This is a genomic window from Achromobacter sp. Marseille-Q4962, assembly GCF_943737005.1.
Lineage (GTDB): Bacteria > Pseudomonadota > Gammaproteobacteria > Burkholderiales > Burkholderiaceae_B > Achromobacter.
Genome location: NZ_CALSFU010000009.1, coordinates 43,792 through 62,066, shown reverse-complemented (window position 1 = coordinate 62,066; position 18,275 = coordinate 43,792). Strand labels below are relative to the sequence as shown.

The window sequence follows — 18,275 nt, the reverse complement described above, 5'->3', positions numbered from 1 at the left end:
TCTTCTCCTTAGGCCGGGCGAGTGGTGCGTTGTTCGATGCGCTTTTCGGGATTCGCGTTCAGGACGATCCGCTGCACATAGATGCCGGGAAGGTGGATCTGGTCGGGGTCCAGGTCGCCGGTCTCGACGATCTTTTCCACTTCGACGACGGTGATCTTGCCAGCCATCGCCACGTTGGGATTGAAGTTGCGCGCCGTCTTGCGGAACACCAGATTGCCGCTGCGATCGGCGATATGGGCCTTGACCAGGGACACGTCGGGCACCAGCGAGCGTTCCATGACGTACTGCTGTCCGTCGAATTCGCGGATTTCCTTGCCGTCGGCCACGATGGTGCCCACGCCGGTGCGGGTGAAGAACGCCGGGATGCCGGCGCCGCCGGCGCGCAGCTTCTCGGCCAGCGTGCCCTGGGGCGTGAACTCGAGCTCGAGTTCGCCCGACAGGTACTGGCGCTCGAATTCCTTGTTCTCGCCCACGTAGGAGGCGATCATCTTGCGCACCTGGCGGGTGTTGAGCAGCTGGCCCAGGCCGAAGCCGTCCACGCCCGCGTTATTGCTGACGCAGGTGAGATCCTTCACGCCCGAATCGCGCAGCGCCGCGATCAGGGCCTCGGGAATGCCGCAAAGGCCGAAGCCTCCCACGGCAATCATCTGGCCGTCCTTGACGATGCCTGCCAGCGCCTCCCGGGCGCTTGCATAAACCTTGTCCATCGCTCCAACTCCTGGTTAATGTAAACGGAAGAGGGTCGTACCGGGACGGCGCCCCCTCGCTATTGTGATTCTTGGTTTGCGCTCGATTTTAACGGCATGCCGGGCAATTGCACGCCCGTCAGGCGGCCGGCTGGAACTGCGCGGCCAGCCGCGCCAGCACCTCGGGCGGCCACGGCGCGGACACATTGGCGACGTAATCCATCCAGACGAGCACATTGCGTCCGCGCGCATAGGGCCCCGTGTCGTCGCCCGCCTTCTCGAGCGCCAGCTCGAACTCGGCGCTGGAGCGCCCGATGCGCACCACCTTGTGGGTCACGCGCACCGTGGCCGGATACGTGAGCGGGCGCAGGAAATCGCAGGACGCGTGCGCCAGGATGGCGCCCGTGTCGGCCGGCAGCGGCAGGCCCGCGGCGAGGAAAATCTGGATGCGCGCCTCTTCCATGAGGCGGAAATACAGCGTGTTGTTGAGATGGTTCAGGGCATCCGAATCGCCCCAGCGCAGGGGGACGTCGGCCTGATGGGTATCTCCCGGGGCGAGGATTCTTTCCGGCGGCTGTTCGGGCTTCACCAATAACTCCTGGTCAGTGAACAAAATACGAAGGCGGCCCGAATGCCGCCTGCAATACAATCGCCGATAATACTTCCACATATATGGAATACAACGGGGAGCTTTGCAATGTCTGAACGCGAGTCGATGGAATATGACGTGGTCGTGGTCGGCGGAGGACCCGCCGGCCTGGCCACCGCCATCCGTCTGAAGCAACTGGCCGCGAACAAGAATCAGGAAATCGGCGTCTGCGTGCTTGAAAAAGGCGCGGAACTGGGCGCGCACATACTGTCGGGGGCCGTCATGGACCCGCTCGCCCTGACCGAGCTCATCCCCGACTGGAAAGAAAAAGGCGCACCCCTGAACGTGCCTGTCACGCAGGACAAGTTCATGTTCCTGAGCGAGACAGGCGCCCGCGTGACGCCCAACTGGCTGTTGCCGCCCTGTTTCCACAACGAGGGCAACTACATCGTCCGCCTGGGCGACGTGGTGAAGTGGCTGGGCGAGCAGGCCGAGGCGCTGGGCGTGGACATCTTCCCCGGCTTCGCCGCGGCCGAGGTGCTCTACGACGAAAACGGCGCCGTGCGCGGCGTGGCCACCGGCGACATGGGCGTGGCCCGCGACGGCACCCACACCGACCACTACCAGCCGGGCATGGAGCTGCACGCCCGCTACACCATCTTCGCCGAGGGCGCGCGCGGCCAGCTGGGCCGCCAGCTCATCGAGCGCTACAAGCTCGACGAAGGCCGCAACCCGCAGTCGTACGGCATCGGCATCAAGGAACTCTGGGAAGTCGACCCGGCCCAGTCCAAGCCCGGCCTGGTGATCCACACCGCCGGCTGGCCGCTGGACTCCGATACCTACGGCGGCTCGTTTCTCTATCACCTGGACAACAACCTGGTGGCGGTGGGCCTCATCGTGGGCCTGGACTACGCCAATCCGTGGCTGTCGCCCTTCGACGAATTCCAGCGCTACAAGACCCATCCCGCCATCCGCGGCACCTTCGAGGGCGGCAAGCGCATCGCCTACGGCGCGCGCGCCATCACGGCGGGCGGCCTGCTGGCCCTGCCCAAGCTGACCTTCCCGGGCGGCGTGCTGGTCGGCTGTGAGGCGGGATTCCTCAACGCCTCGCGCATCAAAGGCAGCCACGCGGCCATCAAGTCCGGCATGCTGGCCGCCGAGGCCGCCTTCGACGCCCTGGCCGCGGACCGCCGCCAGGACGAACTGTCGGCCTACCCGGAAGCGTTCAAAGCCTCGTGGCTGCACACCGAGCTCAACAAGGCGCGCAACTTCAAGCAGTGGTTCAAGAAGGGCCGCACCGTCGCCACCATCATGACGGGCATCGAGCAGCTGGTGCTCAAGGGCAACATCCCCTGGACCCTGCGCCACAACAAGCCCGACTACGCCAGCCTGCAGCCCGCCTCGCAGTGCGCGCGCATCGACTACCCCAAGCCCGACGGCAAGCTCACCTTCGACAAGCTCAGCTCGGTGTTCATTTCGAACACCAACCACGACGAAAACGAGCCCGTGCACCTGACGCTCAAGGATCCCTCCGTTCCGGTGCGCATCAACCTCGCCAAGTACGGCGGGCCGGAATCGCGCTACTGTCCGGCCGGCGTCTACGAGTTCATCAAGGACGACCACGGCGAGGACAAGCTGCAGATCAACGCGCAGAACTGCGTCCATTGCAAGACCTGCGACATCAAGGATCCCACCCAGAACATCGTGTGGGTGGCCCCGCAGGGCGGCGAAGGGCCGGTCTACAGCGGCATGTGAAGCCAGGCGCCCCGCGGGGCGCCGTTTTTTGTCTTGGGCCGTCCCAAGGAAGAACGACCATGAGCGAACGCATCCTGCTGGCCGGCTGCGGCGACCTGGGGCTGCGCGTGGCGCGGCTGCTGCGCGCGCGCGGCAACGAGGTCCATGCCTTGCGCCGCCACCCGCCCGACGGCGGATCCGACGGCATCCGCTGGCTGCGCGGCGATCTGGCCGACCCGGCCAGCCTGCGCGGCCTGCCCGCGGGCATCGGCTGCCTGGTCTATCTGCCCGCGCCCGGCTCGCGCGACCCCGACGCCTACCGCTCGGTGTTCGTGGACGGCTTGCGCAACGTGCTCCAGGCCCTGGCGGGCGACCCGCTGCGGCGCGTGGTGTTCATTTCCTCCAGCGCCGTCTATGGCGAGCACCACGGCGCCTGGGTGGACGAGAACACGCCTGCCGCCCCGCTGGCCGGCAACGGGCGGATCCTGCTGGAAGCCGAAGCCCTGCTGGCCTCGCAACCCGTTCCCGCGGTGGCGCTGCGGCTGGCCGGCCTCTACGGGCCCGGCCGCATGCGGCTCGTCGAGCGGTTGCGCGCGGGCAAGGCCGGCGCGCCACGGCGGCCGCCGCACTGGGCCAACCGCATCCACATCGACGACGCGGCCGCCGCGGTGGCGCACCTGGTCGGCCTTCCCGACCCGGCCCCCGTCTATATCGGCTGCGACAGCACGCCCCTGCCGCTGCATGAGCTGTACGCGGAACTGGCCAGGCTGGCGGGCGCGCCCGCGCCGGCGGAAGCGCCCGCGCCCGCGCACGTCGGCAGCAAGAAACTCAGCAACGCCCGCCTGCTCGCCAGCGGCTTTTCGCTGCAGTGGCCGGACAGCCGCCAGGGCTACGCGGCCCTGCTGGCGGCCGAACGCGCCGGCCGCTGAAGGCGGCTCAAGCCGCCATCGCCACGCGGTGCATGGCGCCCGAGGCGGGCACCGGCGCCATGCGCGGCTCGCCCCCGCCCGACACGGGATCGAAGCAGCCCCGGCCCGCGCCCTCGCCGGGCAAATCGCGCACCTCGACGCGAAAGCCGCGCTCGCGGTCTCCGCGCAATTCGGGCACGGCCTGCAGCAGCCTGCGCGTGTACGGATGCGTGGGCAGGTCGAACACCTGGTCGCGCGTGCCCTCTTCCACGATATGGCCGCGCAGCATCACCACCACGCGGTCGGCGATCTGCTCGACCACGCCCAGGTCGTGCGAGATCAGCAGGCAGGCAAAGCCGTACGCGCGCTGCAGGTCCATCAGCGTGTCCAGCACCTGCTTCTGCACGGTCACGTCCAGCGCCGATACCGGCTCGTCGGCGATGATGACTTCCGGGCGCAACACCAGGGCGCGGGCAATGGCCACGCGCTGGCGCTGCCCGCCCGACAGTTCGTGCGCATAGCGTCCGGCGTAGCCGTCGCCCAGCCCCACGTCGCGCAGCGCCTGGTCCACGCGGGCGCGGCGTTCCGAGGCAGTCAGCCCCGGCTCCAGCCGCAGCCCTTCGCCGACCAGGTCCGCGATGCGCATGCGCGGATCGAGCGAGGAGTACGGATCCTGGAACACCATCTGGATGCGGCGGCGCGCGGCCCGCCAGGCCGCCCCTGCGCCGCCCGCGGGCAGTTCCTGCCCGGCCAGCGCGATGCGGCCGCCCGCACGCGGAACCAGGCCCAGGATGGCCATCATGGCGGTGGTCTTGCCGCTGCCGGATTCGCCCACGATGGCCAGGGTTTCTCCCGGCGCCACCGCAAACGTGGCGCGATGCAGGGCGCGCACCCGGCGGCTGCCGCGCCAGCCTTTGCGCACCGTGTAGTCCACGGCCAGGTCGGCGACCTCCAGGATGGGCGGCGCGTCCGGCGTCCGGCGCGCCGGGCCGCGCTTGGGCAGCGCGTCCAGCAGGCCCAGGGTATAGGGATCGGCCGGCCGCGACAGCACCTGCGCCACGGGGCCGGCTTCCACGGCCCGCCCCCGGCGCATGACCAGCACGCGCTGGGTGTAGGCGGCCACCAGCGCCAGGTTGTGGCTGATGAAGATCAGCGCCGTGCCCTCCTCGCGCGTGAGTTCGCACATGAGGTCCAGCACTTCCTTCTGCACCACGCAGTCCAGCGCGGTGGTGGGTTCGTCGGCGATCAGCAGCCGCGGCTTGAGCAGCATGACGCCGGCCAGCAAAATGCGCTGGCGCATGCCTCCCGAGAACTCGTGCGGAAAGCGCTTCATGCAGTCGCGCGCATCGCGCACGCGCACCCGCTCCAGCATGGCCACGGCGGCTTCCCATGCCTGGCGCCGGTCCATGCCTCGGCGCGGCACCAGCGCCTCGATGAGCTGCTCTCCCACGCGCAGCGCGGGGTTGAGCGACACCATGGGCTCCTGGAACACCATGCCGATGCCGGCGCCGCGCGTGGCGCGCCATTGCCGGGCATCCTGCCGCAGCAGGTCGGCGCCCTCGAACAGCGCCTGGCCGGCGGCGACACGGGCCGCGTCGGGCAGCAGACCCAGCAGGGTTTTGCCGATGAGGGTCTTGCCGCTGCCCGACTCGCCCACGATGGACAGTGATTCGCCCGCGCGCAGGTCGAAAGATACGCGATCGACCACGGGCGCCGCGTCCCCGCGGCCAGGGAAGCGGATCTCCAGGTCGCGCACCGACAGCAGGACGGGCGGCGGACCGTCGTGAACGTTGCGGCGAGGCTGCACGTCGCTCATGCCATGACTCCTCTCATGCGCGGATCGAGGCGGTCCCGCACCGCGTCGCCCAGCAGGTTGATGCCCAGGAGACTCAGCGAGATCATGGCGCCGGGAAACACGGCCAGCCAGATGGCCTGGTCCATTGCGTTGCGGCTTTCCGAAAGCATGCCGCCCCAGGTGGCCAGCGGCGGCGGCACGCCCAGCCCGAGAAAGCTCAAGGCGCTTTCGGCCAGCAGCGCGGAGCCGAACAGCGAGGTGGAGAAGATCAGCAGGGGCGCCACGCAATTGGGCAGCACGTGGCGGAAGACGGTCCAGAGGCCGCCATGCCCCGTGGCGCGCGACGCCACCACGAAATCGCGCTGACGCAGCGACAGCGCCGCGCCGCGCGCGATGCGCGCCACCGAAGGCGTGTAGGCCAGGCCCAGGGCCAGCACCACGCCCCATTTCGACGGGCCGAGCACCGTCATGATGCCCAGCGCGAGCAGCAGCCCCGGAAAGGCCATGACCGATTCCACCAGCACCATGATGCCGCGGTCCGCCCAGCCGCCCGCGTATCCCGCCGTGACGCCGACAGCCGTGCCCAGCGCCAGGGCCAGGGCCACCGAGCACAGGCTGACGGCCACGCTCACGCCGGCCCCGGCCATGAGCCGCGACAGCACGTCGCGGCCGAACTCGTCCGTGCCCAGCCAGTATTGCGCCGACGGCGGCGAAAAGCGCGCCAGCAGGTCGCCCTCCAGCGGATCGTGCGGGGTATAGACCAGCCCCACCAGGGCCATCAGCACCACTGCCCCGACCAGCAGCCCGCCCAGCAGCGCATTGGTGTTCTTGAAGATGTTCATGTCCGTCCTATTGCAATTTCACGCGCGGGTCGAAGAGCGGATAAAGCAGGTCCACCAGCAGGTTGACGCCCACATACAGCAGCGCGATGAACAGCAGGCAGCCCTGCACGACCGGATAATCGCGGGCATAGATGCTTTCCACGAGCAGGCGGCCGATGCCGGGCAGCGTGAACACGGTTTCGATTACCGCCGCGCCCGACAACAGGTGCCCCAGCATCAGCCCGATGACGGTCAGCGTGGGCCCGAAGGAGTTCGGCAGCACGTGGCGCAGCATGACGCGCCGCTCGGGCAGCCCCTTGGCGCGCGCGTGCGCCACGTACTCCAGCCGCAGCGTCTCGATGGTGCTGGCGCGCATCATGCGGGTGATGGCCGCGATCTCCGTGAGCACGATGGCGCACACCGGCAGCACGAGATAGCGCAGCGCCGACGGCCCGGCCTGCGCCACCGACTCGAAGCCGTAGACGGGCAGCCAGTTCAGCTTTACGCCGAACAGCCAGATGAGCAGGATGCCCACCCAGAAGCTGGGCATGGAGACGAACAGAATGGAGGTCGAGACGATGGCCGTGTCGGCGCGCCGGTTCTGGCGCCAGGCCGCGATCATGCCTGCCGGCACCGCCACCAGGCAGGCCAGCAGCGTGGCGCTCAGCACTACCTGGGCAGTCACGGCGAAGTGGCTCAGCACCAGATGCATGACCGGTTCGCGCCGGGCAATCGACATGCCCAGGTCGCCGCTGAAGACGTGGCGCACCCAGATGAGAAACTGCTCGGCCACCGGCCGGTCCAGCCCCAGCCCGTGCCGCATCTCGGCCAGCAGCGCCGGGTTGTCGATGTCGCCCAGCATGAGCGCCGCCGGGTCGCCGGGAATGGCGCGGATCAGCGCGAAAACCAGCACGGTCACGACGATGACGGTGGGCACCGCGGCGGCGATGCGCTTGATGATGTAGCCCAGCACGACGCCTCAGTTCTTGGTCACGTTGAAGAATCGCGGCTTGCGCAGCGGCCAGCCCGTATAGCCGTGCAGCTTGCTGGAAACCACGACATAGCCCGGCTTGTTGTAGTACATGAGCAGCGGCGCGTCGCGCAGCATCAGCGCGTGCAGGCGGTCGAACGCCTGCTGGCGCCGGGCCGGGTCGGGCTCGGCCTCGATGCCGTCCAGGATGGCCGCCGCGTCGGGGCTTTCCCATTGCGCCATCGGCGTGCGCGACTTGTCGCCGATCACGTCGCGAAACAGCAGCGCCGGCTCGGTGCGCGCGGAATAGGCGAAGGCCATGAGCTGGAACCTGCCCTCGCGGAAATTCGACACCTGGGCGCCCCATTCGAGCATCTCCAGCTCTGACTTGATGCCCGCCTTGTTCAGCAGCTGCTGCGTCACCACGGCGACGCGATAGAGATAAGGGTAGCGCTTGCTGGTCTGCAGCTTGAGCGTCTCGCCATGGTATCCGGCGGCCTGCAGCAGCTTCCTGGCCTCGTCCAGGTTCTTTTCGTAGCCGGCGCGCTCGGCGGCGCCATAGTATGTGCTGGACGTGGGCACCAGCGACGGGTTGTACGGCGCGTTGCCATTGCTCAACGCCCGCGCGATGGCGGGAAAATCCAGCGCTAGCGCGATGGCGCGGCGCATTTCCGGCTTGGCCAGCAGCGGGTCGCGCGTCTGCATCAGCAGGGTCACGGTGTCCAGGCCCTGCTCGGTGACGATGCTCCAGCGCGGATCGCGCGCGGGCAGGTTGTCCTCGTCGGCGTTGTACGCATCGACCTGGCCCGCCATCAGCGCGGCCTTCTGCGCGGCGGCGTCGGGAATCACCACGAAGCGCACCCCGGCCAGTGCCTGCTTGCGCCCCGCCATGCCGCTGGGCGCTTCCTCCCGGGGCTGGTAGGCCGCATAGGGCCTGAGCTCGACGTACTGCTCCTTTTTCCAGTCGGCGAACACATAGGGCCCGGTGCCGACCGGCCGGATCCACTTGCCCTCGCCATCCACGCTGGACGGGCTGAGCACGGCCATGGGACATTGCACGCTGGCCATCTGATCGAGGAACAGCGCATAGGGCTCGGCCAGGCGCATCACCACCGTGGAAGGGTCCGGCGTTTCCACCGCCACCACCTTGGCGCCCTTGCTGCCGTCGTACAGGTTCTTGCACGCGTACTCCGAGGCCGGCCCGGTCAGGTAGTCGTAGCTCCACTTCACTTCGGCCGAGGTGAGGGGCCTGCCGTCGTGGAACGTGACGCCATGGCGCAGCTTGAACGTGTAGGCGCGCTTGTCCTCGGACAGCGTCCAGCTGTCGGCCAGCATGGGCGCCACGCTCATGTCGGCGCGCAGCGCCACCAGCGACTCCACCACGTGCGCCAGCACGTTGTCGGTGGACGTATTGCGGCCCCGGCCGCCCGGCAGCGACGTGGGCGTGCCCGCCCCCTCGGCGTAGCGGATTTCGGGCGGCGCGGGCGCGGCCTGGGCGGCGGCCGGCGCGTTCGCCGCGGCGAACGCCGCCGCGCACAGCGCGCCGGCAAGACGGGCCGGACCAGTCATGGGGAAATGTGTCATGGAATGCACCTCCAAGAGCGGCCTGGGCCGCCGTCAGTGAGCGGTCGGCCTCAGAAGAGGCGGTACTCGGCGTAATTGCGCCCCGCATAGGGCTGGCGCGCGATCCACATCAGGCCGCTGGCGGGCTCCATCAGGGTGGTCGCGACCGTGGCGGAGATACTGTCGAAGCTGGCGGGCTTGGGCGAGCGCAGCACGCCGTCGGGCGCGGCGAAATCGTCGGCCAGAATGCGCTTGACCGTGTGCCAGTCCACCTGGCGGCGCGCGTTTTCCAGCATGGCCTGCACCCGCCGCTGCCGGTAGATCGAATCCGGATTGGCGGCCAGGCCGCGATCCTGCAGCTTGACGCGGGCCGGCGCGCTGATCCAGTGATTGGCGTGCACCAGCAGGCCGTTTTCCGGCGTGATCCAGAAGATCTCGTCCGGCGCGCACTCCAGGTTCACGGCCTCGCCGGCGGCCTGGGCCAACATGAGGTTGTTGGAGCAGAAGCGGCGCGAGGCCCACAGCACCTTCATGGCGTTGCAGATGTTGACGGCTTCCAGCATCTTGCGCCGCACCAGCACCAGCGGCACCTCGGCCGGGCGCTGGTAGTCCTGCTCGCAGGACAGGAAATTGCCCGACAGCGACACACCGGCGCTGTTGAAGCCGTGGCGCGCCAGGCTGCCCGCCTCGGTGAACATCAGCAGGTCGGGGCCGTCTTCGCGGCGCATGCGCACCACGATGCCCGTGTCCACGCATTCTTCGCGCCAGTCCCAGTTGTGGGCGTGCATGAGCTTGCCGCCGGCCGCCGCCTCGGGCAGCACGACGAGGCCGGTGCATCCGTCGTCCAGCCCGGCGCGCGCGCGGCCGATTTCCGCGTGGCCGAACATCATTTCGGTGCGGCAGTTGATGACCACCACGTCTTCCAGCGCCTGCCCGGCGCCATCGGCAATGCCGCGCAGTTCTTCGAGGTAGCCGGCGTCGTAGTCGCCCACCACCGGCACCATGGCGCGCGCCAGCGCCCTGAGGCGGTCGGCGCCCACGCCGCGGCGCTCGAGCTGCCCGCGGTACAAGGCCACGCTGCGCGCGACGCGCTCCGGCACGGCGGCGCCATGCTGGCGGCCGCGTTCGTAGGGACTGCCCTGGACGTCGACCAGGGGAAAGGGGGTAGGCAGGGTCACGCGATTGCTCCGAACAAGATGGCGAAATTTTGTACTAACATAGATAAAAGTTCAATATCAGGGTTTCCCCTGGGCGGCGTGCGCCGCGCCCGCCCTCCGTTACCATTGCCCCTTTCCGCAAGACACCGCGCGCCCGACCCATGCCCCCAGCCGCCGCTTTCCGCCCCACGCCCCTGCAAGTCGACCTGGCCCGCCAGATCGCGCGCGACATCGTGGGCGGGCGCCATCGGCCCGGCGAGCATCTTTCGGAAGAAACGCTGGCGGCCTCGTACGGCGTGTCTCGCACGCCGGTGCGTGGCGCGCTGCGGCTGCTCGCGGGCCAGGGCCTCATCCGCCATCGCCCCAACAGCGGCTACACGGTGGCCGAGCACGTCGCCGGTCAGCCGCCCGCCATCGAGGGCGCCGGCCCTACGCAGGAAGAGCTGTACCGCCGCCTCATCGACGACCGCGCCAGCCGCAGCCTGCCGGAAACTTTTACCGAGCGCGAACTGATCCAGCGCTACGACGCGCCGCGCAGCGTGCTGAACAAGACGCTGCTGCGGCTCTCGGCCGACGGGCTGATCGAAAAGCGCAAGGGCCACGGCTGGCAGTTCGCGCCTTCGCTGGAAAGCCCCGAGGCGCTGGCCGAAAGCTACCGCTTCCGCATGACGGTGGAATGCGCCGGGCTGCTGGAGCCGGGCTTCCATGCCGACCGCGACGCCCTGGCGCGCATGCGCGCGGCCCACGAAGCCCTGATCGCGCGGCCCGACGCCGAGATATCCGCCACCGAATTCTTCGCGCTGAACGCCTCGTTCCACGAGATGCTGGCGCGCTTCTCGGGCAACCGCTACATCCTGCAGGCCGTGCAGCAGCAGAACCAGCTGCGGCGCCTGGAAGAGCACGCCGCCTTTTACCGCGACGCCCGCTTCGTCAGCTCCAGCCGCGAGCACCTGCAGATCATCGAGGCGGTCGAGGCCGGCGACCTGGAATGGGCCTCTCAGCTCATGCGCCGCCACCTGAAGACCTCGCTGCAGGCATCCTGAGCCCCCTGCTTCCCCCGCGCCTCCGCCGCCGGCGGCCGCGTGCGCACGCGGGTTCGCGGCACGCCCTGGGTTTTCCATATTGTATTTATAATTCGTTTAATACAAAATGAAGAACCTCTTGGCCTTTCCGCAGGTTACCCATGCCCTCTACCGCCGTTTCCGAAATCCATCCCGACGCCTACTGGATGCCCTTTACCGCCAACCGCCGTTATAAGCGGGCGCCGGTGCTGTTCAGCGCCGCCGAAGGCATGCATTACATCCGGCCCGACGGCTCACGCGTGCTCGACGGCATTGCGGGCCTGTGGTGCGTCAACGCGGGACACCGGCGTCCGGAAATCGTCGATGCCATCTCACGCACCGCGCACGACCTGGACTACGCCCCCTCGTTCCAGATGAGCCACCCGCTGGCCTTCGAACTCGCCCAGGCGCTGTGCGACGAAGCCCCGGAGGGCTTCACCCAGGTGTTCTTCTCGAATTCGGGATCGGAAGCCGTGGACACGGCGCTGAAAATCGCGCTGGGCTACCATCGCGCGCGCGGCGAAGGCCAGCGCGTGCGCCTCATCGGGCGCGAGCGCTCATATCACGGCGTGGGCTTCGGCGGCCTGTCGGTTTCCGGCATCGGCGGCCACCGCAAACCGTTCGGCAACCTGCTTCCCTACGTGGACCACCTGCCGCACACCTACGACCGCGACCAGATGGCCTATTCCCGCGGCCAGCCCGGCTGGGGCGCCCACCTGGCCGATGCGCTGGAACGCATCGTGGCGCTGCACGACGCCTCCACCATCGCCGCCGTCATCGTGGAGCCTGTGGCCGGATCCACCGGGCTGCTGGTGCCGCCCGAGGGCTATCTGCGGAAACTGCGGCAGATCTGCGATGCCTACGGCATCCTGCTCATCTTCGACGAAGTCATCTGCGCATTCGGCCGCATCGACGGCGCCTTCGCCTCTTCGTATTTCGGCGTCACGCCGGACATCATCACCAGCGCCAAGGGGCTGACCAACGGCGCCATCCCCATGGGCGCGACCCTGGTGCGCAAGCCTGTCTACGAAGCCTTCATGCAGGGGCCCGAAAGCGCCATCGAACTGTCGCACGGCTATACCTATTCGGGTCATCCGGTGGCGTGCGCGGCGGGCCTGGCGACGCTGGACATCTTCCGCCGCGAGGGCCTGTTCGGCCGCGCCCGCGCGCTGTGGCCCTATTGGGAAGACGCGGCCCACAGCCTGAAGGGCCTGCCGCACGTGGTGGACATCCGCAACATCGGCCTGCTGGCGGCCATCGAGCTGGCGCCGCAGGACGGCAAGCCCGGACAGCGCGCCTACGCCGCGCACCGCGCCTGCCTGGAGCGCGGCTGCCTGATCCGCTCGGCCGGCGACACCATGTTGCTGTCGCCGCCCCTCGTCATCGAGAAGGCGCAGATCGACGAGCTGTTCGGCGTGCTGGCCGACGTGCTGCGCGCCCAGCCCTGAGGCGCGGCTACTGCGCCAGGTGGCCGGCCACTGCCTGCGCCACGCGCCGGACGTCCTCGGCGGAGACGTCCAGGTGGGTCACCAGCCGCGTCGGCCCGCCGTAGACGGCGCGCACCAGTATGCCCTGCCGCCGCAGCGCGTCTTCCAGGCCCGCGCTGCGCGCGCGGTCGAATTCGGCAAACACCATGTTCGTGTCCTGCGCATGCACCCGCACGCCCTCGATGCCGCGCAGCCCCTCGGCCAGCGCGCGCGCGTTTTCGTGATCCTGCGCCAGGCGGTCCACATGGTGCGCGAGCGCATGCAGGCAGGCCGCGGCCAGCACGCCCGACTGGCGCATGCCGCCGCCCAGCATCTTGCGCCAGCGATGCGCGCGCCCGATGAGTTCTTCGCTGCCCACCAGCACCGAGCCCACGGGCGCGCCCAGCCCCTTGGAAAAGCAGATGGAAACCGTGTCGAAAGGCTCGCACAGCTCGGCCAGCGGCAGGCCGCTGGCCACGGCGGCATTGAATACGCGCGCGCCGTCCAGATGGGTGGACAGGCCTTCCGCGCGCGCCCAGCCCGTGGCCGCCCTCACGTAGTCCTGCGGGATGACTTTGCCGTGGAACGTGTTTTCCAGGGCCAGCAGCTTCGTGCGCGCGTAATGGGGATCGTTGCGGGGCTTGAGCGCGGCGGCCAGCCTGTCCAGCGGCAGCGTGCCGTCGGCCGCGTGCTCGATGGGCTGCGGCTGGATGCTGCCCAGCACCGCCGCGCCGCCGCCCTCGTATTTGTAGGTGTGGGCGAGCTGGCCGACGAGGTATTCGTCGCCCCGCGCGCAATGCGCCATCAGGGCGGCAAGGTTGCTCTGCGTGCCGGACGGAAAGAACAGGCCGGCCTGCTTGCCGGCGCGTTCGGCCACCGCGCGCTGCAGCTCGGCGACGCTGGGGTCGTCGCCCATCACGTCGTCGCCCACGGGCGCCGTGGCCATGGCCTCGCGCATGGCCGCGGTGGGGCGCGTTACGGTGTCGCTGCGCAGGTCGATCATGGAATTTCCTTGTAAGACCGGGGAGGAAAAATCAGGTTCAGGCGGCGCGTCGGGCCGGCCCCGCGCGGCTGACGACCCAGATGCCCGCCAGGATGAGGCCCATGCCGGCCAGCTCGACCAGGGTGGGCCTTTCGGAAAGAATGGCCCAGGCCAGCAGCATGGCGGTAACCGGCACGCCCAGGCTGGACAGGCCGGCGATCGAGGCCGGCACGCGCCGCACCACTTCGAGCCAGAGCAGCCAGCCCGCCGCGGTGGCGATGAGAATGATGTAGGTCATGCCCGCCGCCAGCGGCCAGCCCCAATGCGCGGGCTCCTGCGGCACCAGGTAGGCCACCGGCACCATGACCAGCCCGCCGAACAGCATCTGCCAGGCCGTGAACGTCATGATGTCGGGCGCGTGGCGGTCGAACATACGCTTGGAGAGCACCGTGCCCACGCCCCAGCAGAAGCCGCTGCCCAGGCCCAGCAGCACGGGCTTGACGTCGCCCATGCCGCCCCAGGGCTCGATGAAGCAGATCAGGCCCGCCGCCGCCAGCGCGATGCCCGCGGCATGGCGCGTGCCGGGCTTCTCGCCCAGCAGCCCCCAGGCCAGCAGCACCACCCAGAAAGGCATGGTGTAGGCCATCAGCGAAACCTTGCCGACGCCGCCCGACACCAGGGCGCTCTGGACGAAACCCTGGAAACCGGCCGTCTGCGTCAGGCCGATGAGCAGCGTCAGCCCGAAGGGCGGCATGGCCAGCGGCCGGCGCAGCGCGATCGCCAGGGCGAACAGCACGAGGCTGCCCACCACGTAGCGCAGGGCCACGAAATCGAACGGACCGATGTACGGCACCACGAGCTTCATTGCAATCCAGCTTCCCGCCCACACCACGATGGTGGCAAACATCAGGACCAGGCCGGTGCGATCGAAACTGCTGGGATTCAAGGCGAAACTCCGTTGTGCCGCAAGAAAACAAAGACGCCCGAACGGGAAAGCCGGTCGGGCGCCTCACATTATGCTCCCGCCGCCGGCCCGCGGGCCGGCGCGGGCGGCCGCGTCCGTGTCGCGGACACGGCGCGGGAGCTCACAGCGACTTGGAAAGCTGGTCGAGAATGGCCGGGTTCTCCAGCGTGGACACGTCCTGGGTGATCTCCTCGCCCTTGGCCACCACGCGCAGCAGCCGGCGCATGATCTTGCCCGACCGCGTCTTGGGCAGGTTGTCGCCGAACCGGATGTCCTTGGGCTTGGCGATCGGCCCGATTTCGCGGGCCACCCAGTCGCGCAGCTGCTTGGCCACGGCCTGGGCCTGCTCGCCCTCGGGGCGCGCGCCCTTGAGCACCACGAAGGCCACCACGGCCTCGCCGGTGGTGTCGTCGGGACGCCCCACCACGGCCGCCTCGGCCACCAGCTCGTGCGCCACCAGCGCCGACTCGACTTCCATGGTGCCCAGGCGGTGGCCGGACACATTCAGCACGTCGTCGATGCGGCCCATGATCCAGAAATAGCCGTCGGCGTCGCGCTGCGCGCCGTCGCCCGCCAGGTAATAGCCGCGCAGCTCCGGCGGGAAATAACTCTTCTTGAAACGCTCCGGATCGCCCCAGATGTTGCGGATCATGGCGGGCCACGGGCGCTTGATGACCAGGAAGCCGCCGTTGCCCTGTTCCACGTCGGCCCCGGTTTCGTCCACGATGGCCGCGGCGATGCCCGGCAGCGGCAGCGTGCAGGAACCCGGCTTGGTGGGCGTGGCGCCCGGCAGCGGCGTGATCATGTGGCCGCCGGTCTCGGTCTGCCACCACGTGTCCACGATGGGGCAGCGCTCGCGGCCCACGTTCTTGTGGTACCACATCCAGGCCTCGGGGTTGATGGGCTCGCCCACCGTGCCGAGGATGCGCAGGCTGTCCAGGTCGTAGTTGCGCGGATGCGCCTCGGGCGTGGCCTCGGACGCCTTGATGAGCGAACGGATGGCGGTGGGCGCGGTGTAGAAGGTGGTGACCTTGTGGCGCGCGATCATGTCCCAGAAGCGGCCGGCGTTCGGGTAGGTGGGCACGCCCTCGAACACGATCTGCGTCAGGCCGGCGGCCAGCGGACCATAGGTGATGTAGGTATGGCCCGTGACCCAGCCCACGTCGGCCGTGCACCAGTACACGTCCTCGGGGCGCGCGTCGAAGGTCCATTTGACCGTCAGCAGCGCCCACAGCAGGTAGCCGGCCGACGCGTGCTGCACGCCCTTGGGCCGGCCGGTGGAACCGGAGGTGTAGAGGATGAAGAGCGGGTGCTCGGCGTTGACGGGCACCGGCTCGCAGGTGTCGGGCTGGCCGGCTTCCACGTCGTGCATCCAGAGGTCGCGGCCCTCGACCCACTGCACCTTGCCGCCCGTGCGGCGGTACACGATGACCTTGGACACGGCCTCGCAGCCGCCCATGGCGATGGCTTCCTCCACCGCGGGCTTGAGCGGGATGACCTTGCCGCCGCGGACCTGCTCGTCGGCCGTGATGATGAGCGAGGCGCCCACGTCGACCACGCGCTCCTGCAGGCTCTTGGCCGAAAAGCCGCCGAACACCACCGAATGCGTCACGCCCAGCCGGGCGCAGGCCTGCATGGCGACCACGGCCTCGATGGACATGGGCATGTAGATGATGGCGCGATCGCCCTTCTTGTAGCCGAGCTTGGCGATGCCGTTGGCGAAGCGGCACACGCGGGCCAGCAGCTCGCGGTAGGTGACGCGCTCGACCTTGCCGTCGTCGGCCTCGAAGATGATGGCGGTCTTGTCGGCGTTGCCGTTTTTCAGGTGCACGTCCAGGCAATTGGCCGAGACGTTGAGCTCGCCATCGCCGAACCAGCGGTAGAAGGGCGCGTCGGATTCGTCGAGCACCTGCGTGAAGGGCTTGGTCCATTGCAGGTTGTCACGGGCCAGGCCCGCCCAGAATCCCTCGAAATCCTGTTCGACCTGCGCACACAGCGCGCGGTAGGCATCCATGCCGGAAATCGCCGCGCCTTCGACCGCGCGGGCGGGCGGCGGGAAAACGCGGGTTTCCACCAGGACGGATTCAATGGCCTTGGACATGATGTTGTCTCCAATCGGTTGATTTTGTGTATGCAGCTATTTTTCCAATGGCAACCGTATCGCCACGCTCTTACGGGCACCTTACGCAAAAATGCGAGCGGCAGACACAAGCAGAACGGCGCAAGCGCGAAACGTGTCGCGCGGCGGCTGGCGGGCCGCCGCGCTGGCATGCCATAAGGATAGCAGCCGCCGGCCCGGCAGGCGGGCCGGATCAGGCGTGCGTATCGCGGCGCGCCAGGCCGGCCTTCATGTCCACGCGCGCCAGCAGCGCCAGGCCGCCCACGAAAAACAGGCCCGTCACCAGAATGGCGAGCCGGTGGTTGCCCTCGGTGGCCCAGGTCACCAGGCCGTAGGTAATGGGGCCGACCACCGCCGCCAGTTGCACGGCGAAGGTCCACAGCGAAAAGAATTCCGCCAGCCGGCGCGGCGGGGCCAGCGCCCCCGCCATGGCCCGCCCCGCGCTCTGCGTCGTGCCCATGCACAGGCCGGCCAGCGTGGCGGCGATCCAGAAAACCGGGGCGGTGGTCGCCGCGTAGGCCACCAGCACCATGGCGATCCAGCCCGACAGCGTGATGGCCAGCGCGCGCCGGTGGCCGATGCGGTCCTGCACGTAGCCGAAGCAGAATGCGCCCGCCGCGGCCGCGATGTTCACCGTGAACACCAGCAGCATGATGCGGGGCGTGGTGAACCCCATGACCTCGGACGCGTACACCGCTGCCAGCGTGATGACCACGGAAATGCCGGCCTGGTAGCAGGCGATGCACATCAGCAGGCGGCGGAACTCCGGGAAATGCGTACCCGTTTCGCGCCAGGCGTAGGCCAGCCGCCGCAGCAGGTCCATGGCCTGGGGCTGGGGACGCGGAACGGCCCGCTCGCGCAGCAGCAGGAACGAGGGCAGCGCCGCCGCCGCGAACACCGCGCAGGTCACGACGACGATCCAGGGCACGAACTGCTGGGCCGCCAGGCCGCGGCTTTCGGCGCGCGTGGCCACTACCAGCGACAGGCCCAGCGTGAGCATGCCGCCGCAGTAGCCGAAGCTCCAGCCCCAGCCCGACACCCGGCCCAGGGCCTGCGGCCGGGCCAGTTCCGGCAGGAAGGCCGCCACCACGGATTCGCCCACGCAATAGCAGTAGTTGGAAACGGCCACCGCCGCCAGCGCCAGCCAGACGTCGCCCGGCCCGGCCTGGGTCAGGACCAGGGTGGCGGCCACGCAGCCCGCGGTACTGGTGAAGAGCAGCCGCCGCTTGCCGGCGCGGGCGTCGGCGCGCGCGCCCAGCGCGGGCATGGTCAGCATGATGGCCAGGTAGGACAGCGACAGGGCCGCCGTCCAGGCCAGCGTGGCCCAGGGCGCGCTGCCCCCCACCACGCCGACGAAGTAGGTGCTGAACACCGCCGTGAGAATGACGGTGGTATAGCCCGAATTGGCGAAGTCGTACATGGCCCAGGCCCAGACTTCGCGCTTGGCGACGCCGGGGTTG

15 protein-coding genes are annotated in these 18,275 nt (G+C 69.1%); 4 read left to right on the top strand and 11 right to left on the bottom strand.

Annotated features, from left to right (window positions below; genetic code table 11):
• Positions 1 to 8: 8 nt before the first annotated feature.
• Both NGJ44_RS09685 and NGJ44_RS09680 read right to left on the bottom strand, forming a co-directional pair.
• Positions 9 to 707: a CoA transferase subunit A gene (locus tag NGJ44_RS09685; RefSeq protein WP_053245917.1), complete on the bottom strand. Its 699-nt coding sequence runs from the start codon at positions 705 to 707 to the stop codon at positions 9 to 11.
• A gap of 118 nt (positions 708 to 825) precedes the next feature.
• Positions 826 to 1,275 (bottom strand): acyl-CoA thioesterase, encoded by a 450-nt coding sequence (locus NGJ44_RS09680; RefSeq protein ID WP_235490630.1) that lies wholly within the window; start codon positions 1,273 to 1,275, stop codon positions 826 to 828.
• A gap of 108 nt (positions 1,276 to 1,383) precedes the next feature.
• Here NGJ44_RS09680 and NGJ44_RS09675 point away from each other — a divergent pair, with 108 nt between their 5' ends.
• Complete coding sequence (locus NGJ44_RS09675; protein ID WP_053245919.1) at positions 1,384 to 3,030, top strand: electron transfer flavoprotein-ubiquinone oxidoreductase; 1,647 nt, start codon at positions 1,384 to 1,386, stop codon at positions 3,028 to 3,030.
• Between the two features lie 59 nt (positions 3,031 to 3,089).
• Positions 3,090 to 3,938: an NAD-dependent epimerase/dehydratase family protein gene (locus tag NGJ44_RS09670; protein ID WP_251863795.1), complete on the top strand. Its 849-nt coding sequence runs from the start codon at positions 3,090 to 3,092 to the stop codon at positions 3,936 to 3,938.
• Between the two features lie 7 nt (positions 3,939 to 3,945).
• Here NGJ44_RS09670 and NGJ44_RS09665 read toward each other — a convergent pair whose 3' ends face one another.
• The 5 genes from NGJ44_RS09665 to NGJ44_RS09645 are packed head-to-tail and all read right to left on the bottom strand — an operon-like array spanning position 3,946 to position 10,244.
• Positions 3,946 to 5,733, bottom strand: a complete 1,788-nt coding sequence (locus tag NGJ44_RS09665; protein ID WP_251863794.1) for a dipeptide ABC transporter ATP-binding protein — start codon at positions 5,731 to 5,733, stop codon at positions 3,946 to 3,948.
• Entirely contained in the window at positions 5,730 to 6,554 is an 825-nt protein-coding gene (locus tag NGJ44_RS09660; protein ID WP_251863793.1) for an ABC transporter permease, read from the bottom strand. The genes NGJ44_RS09665 and NGJ44_RS09660 overlap by 4 nt, the downstream gene beginning before the upstream one ends.
• A gap of 7 nt (positions 6,555 to 6,561) precedes the next feature.
• A complete protein-coding gene (locus NGJ44_RS09655) occupies positions 6,562 to 7,506 on the bottom strand; it encodes an ABC transporter permease (protein ID WP_053245232.1) in 945 nt (314 codons plus the stop codon).
• Between the two features lie 6 nt (positions 7,507 to 7,512).
• Positions 7,513 to 9,087, bottom strand: a complete 1,575-nt coding sequence (locus NGJ44_RS09650) for an ABC transporter substrate-binding protein (RefSeq protein WP_251863792.1) — start codon at positions 9,085 to 9,087, stop codon at positions 7,513 to 7,515.
• A gap of 50 nt (positions 9,088 to 9,137) precedes the next feature.
• Entirely contained in the window at positions 9,138 to 10,244 is a 1,107-nt protein-coding gene (locus tag NGJ44_RS09645) for a C45 family autoproteolytic acyltransferase/hydrolase (protein ID WP_251863791.1), read from the bottom strand.
• A gap of 140 nt (positions 10,245 to 10,384) precedes the next feature.
• On the opposite strand from NGJ44_RS09645, the gene NGJ44_RS09640 reads away from it, so the two are divergent.
• Both NGJ44_RS09640 and aptA read left to right on the top strand, forming a co-directional pair.
• Entirely contained in the window at positions 10,385 to 11,266 is an 882-nt protein-coding gene (locus tag NGJ44_RS09640) for a GntR family transcriptional regulator (protein ID WP_053244830.1), read from the top strand.
• A gap of 140 nt (positions 11,267 to 11,406) precedes the next feature.
• Complete coding sequence (aptA, locus tag NGJ44_RS09635) at positions 11,407 to 12,732, top strand: omega-aminotransferase AptA (protein ID WP_053244831.1); 1,326 nt, start codon at positions 11,407 to 11,409, stop codon at positions 12,730 to 12,732.
• A gap of 7 nt (positions 12,733 to 12,739) precedes the next feature.
• On the opposite strand, the gene ltaE is transcribed toward aptA, so the two are convergent.
• The 4 genes from ltaE to NGJ44_RS09615 all read right to left on the bottom strand — a co-directional run bounded on the left by ltaE (position 12,740) and on the right by NGJ44_RS09615 (position 18,235).
• Positions 12,740 to 13,753 carry a low-specificity L-threonine aldolase gene (gene ltaE / locus NGJ44_RS09630; RefSeq protein WP_053244832.1) on the bottom strand — a complete coding sequence of 338 codons (1,014 nt, stop codon included), beginning with the start codon at positions 13,751 to 13,753 and terminating at the stop codon, positions 12,740 to 12,742.
• A gap of 37 nt (positions 13,754 to 13,790) precedes the next feature.
• Positions 13,791 to 14,678: a DMT family transporter gene (locus tag NGJ44_RS09625; protein ID WP_251863790.1), complete on the bottom strand. Its 888-nt coding sequence runs from the start codon at positions 14,676 to 14,678 to the stop codon at positions 13,791 to 13,793.
• Between the two features lie 139 nt (positions 14,679 to 14,817).
• Entirely contained in the window at positions 14,818 to 16,797 is a 1,980-nt protein-coding gene (gene acs / locus NGJ44_RS09620; protein WP_251863789.1) for an acetate--CoA ligase, read from the bottom strand.
• Between the two features lie 211 nt (positions 16,798 to 17,008).
• On the bottom strand, positions 17,009 to 18,235 hold the full coding sequence (locus NGJ44_RS09615) for an MFS transporter (protein ID WP_251863849.1): 1,227 nt from the start codon (positions 18,233 to 18,235) through the stop codon (positions 17,009 to 17,011).
• Between the last annotated feature and the right edge of the window lie 40 nt (positions 18,236 to 18,275).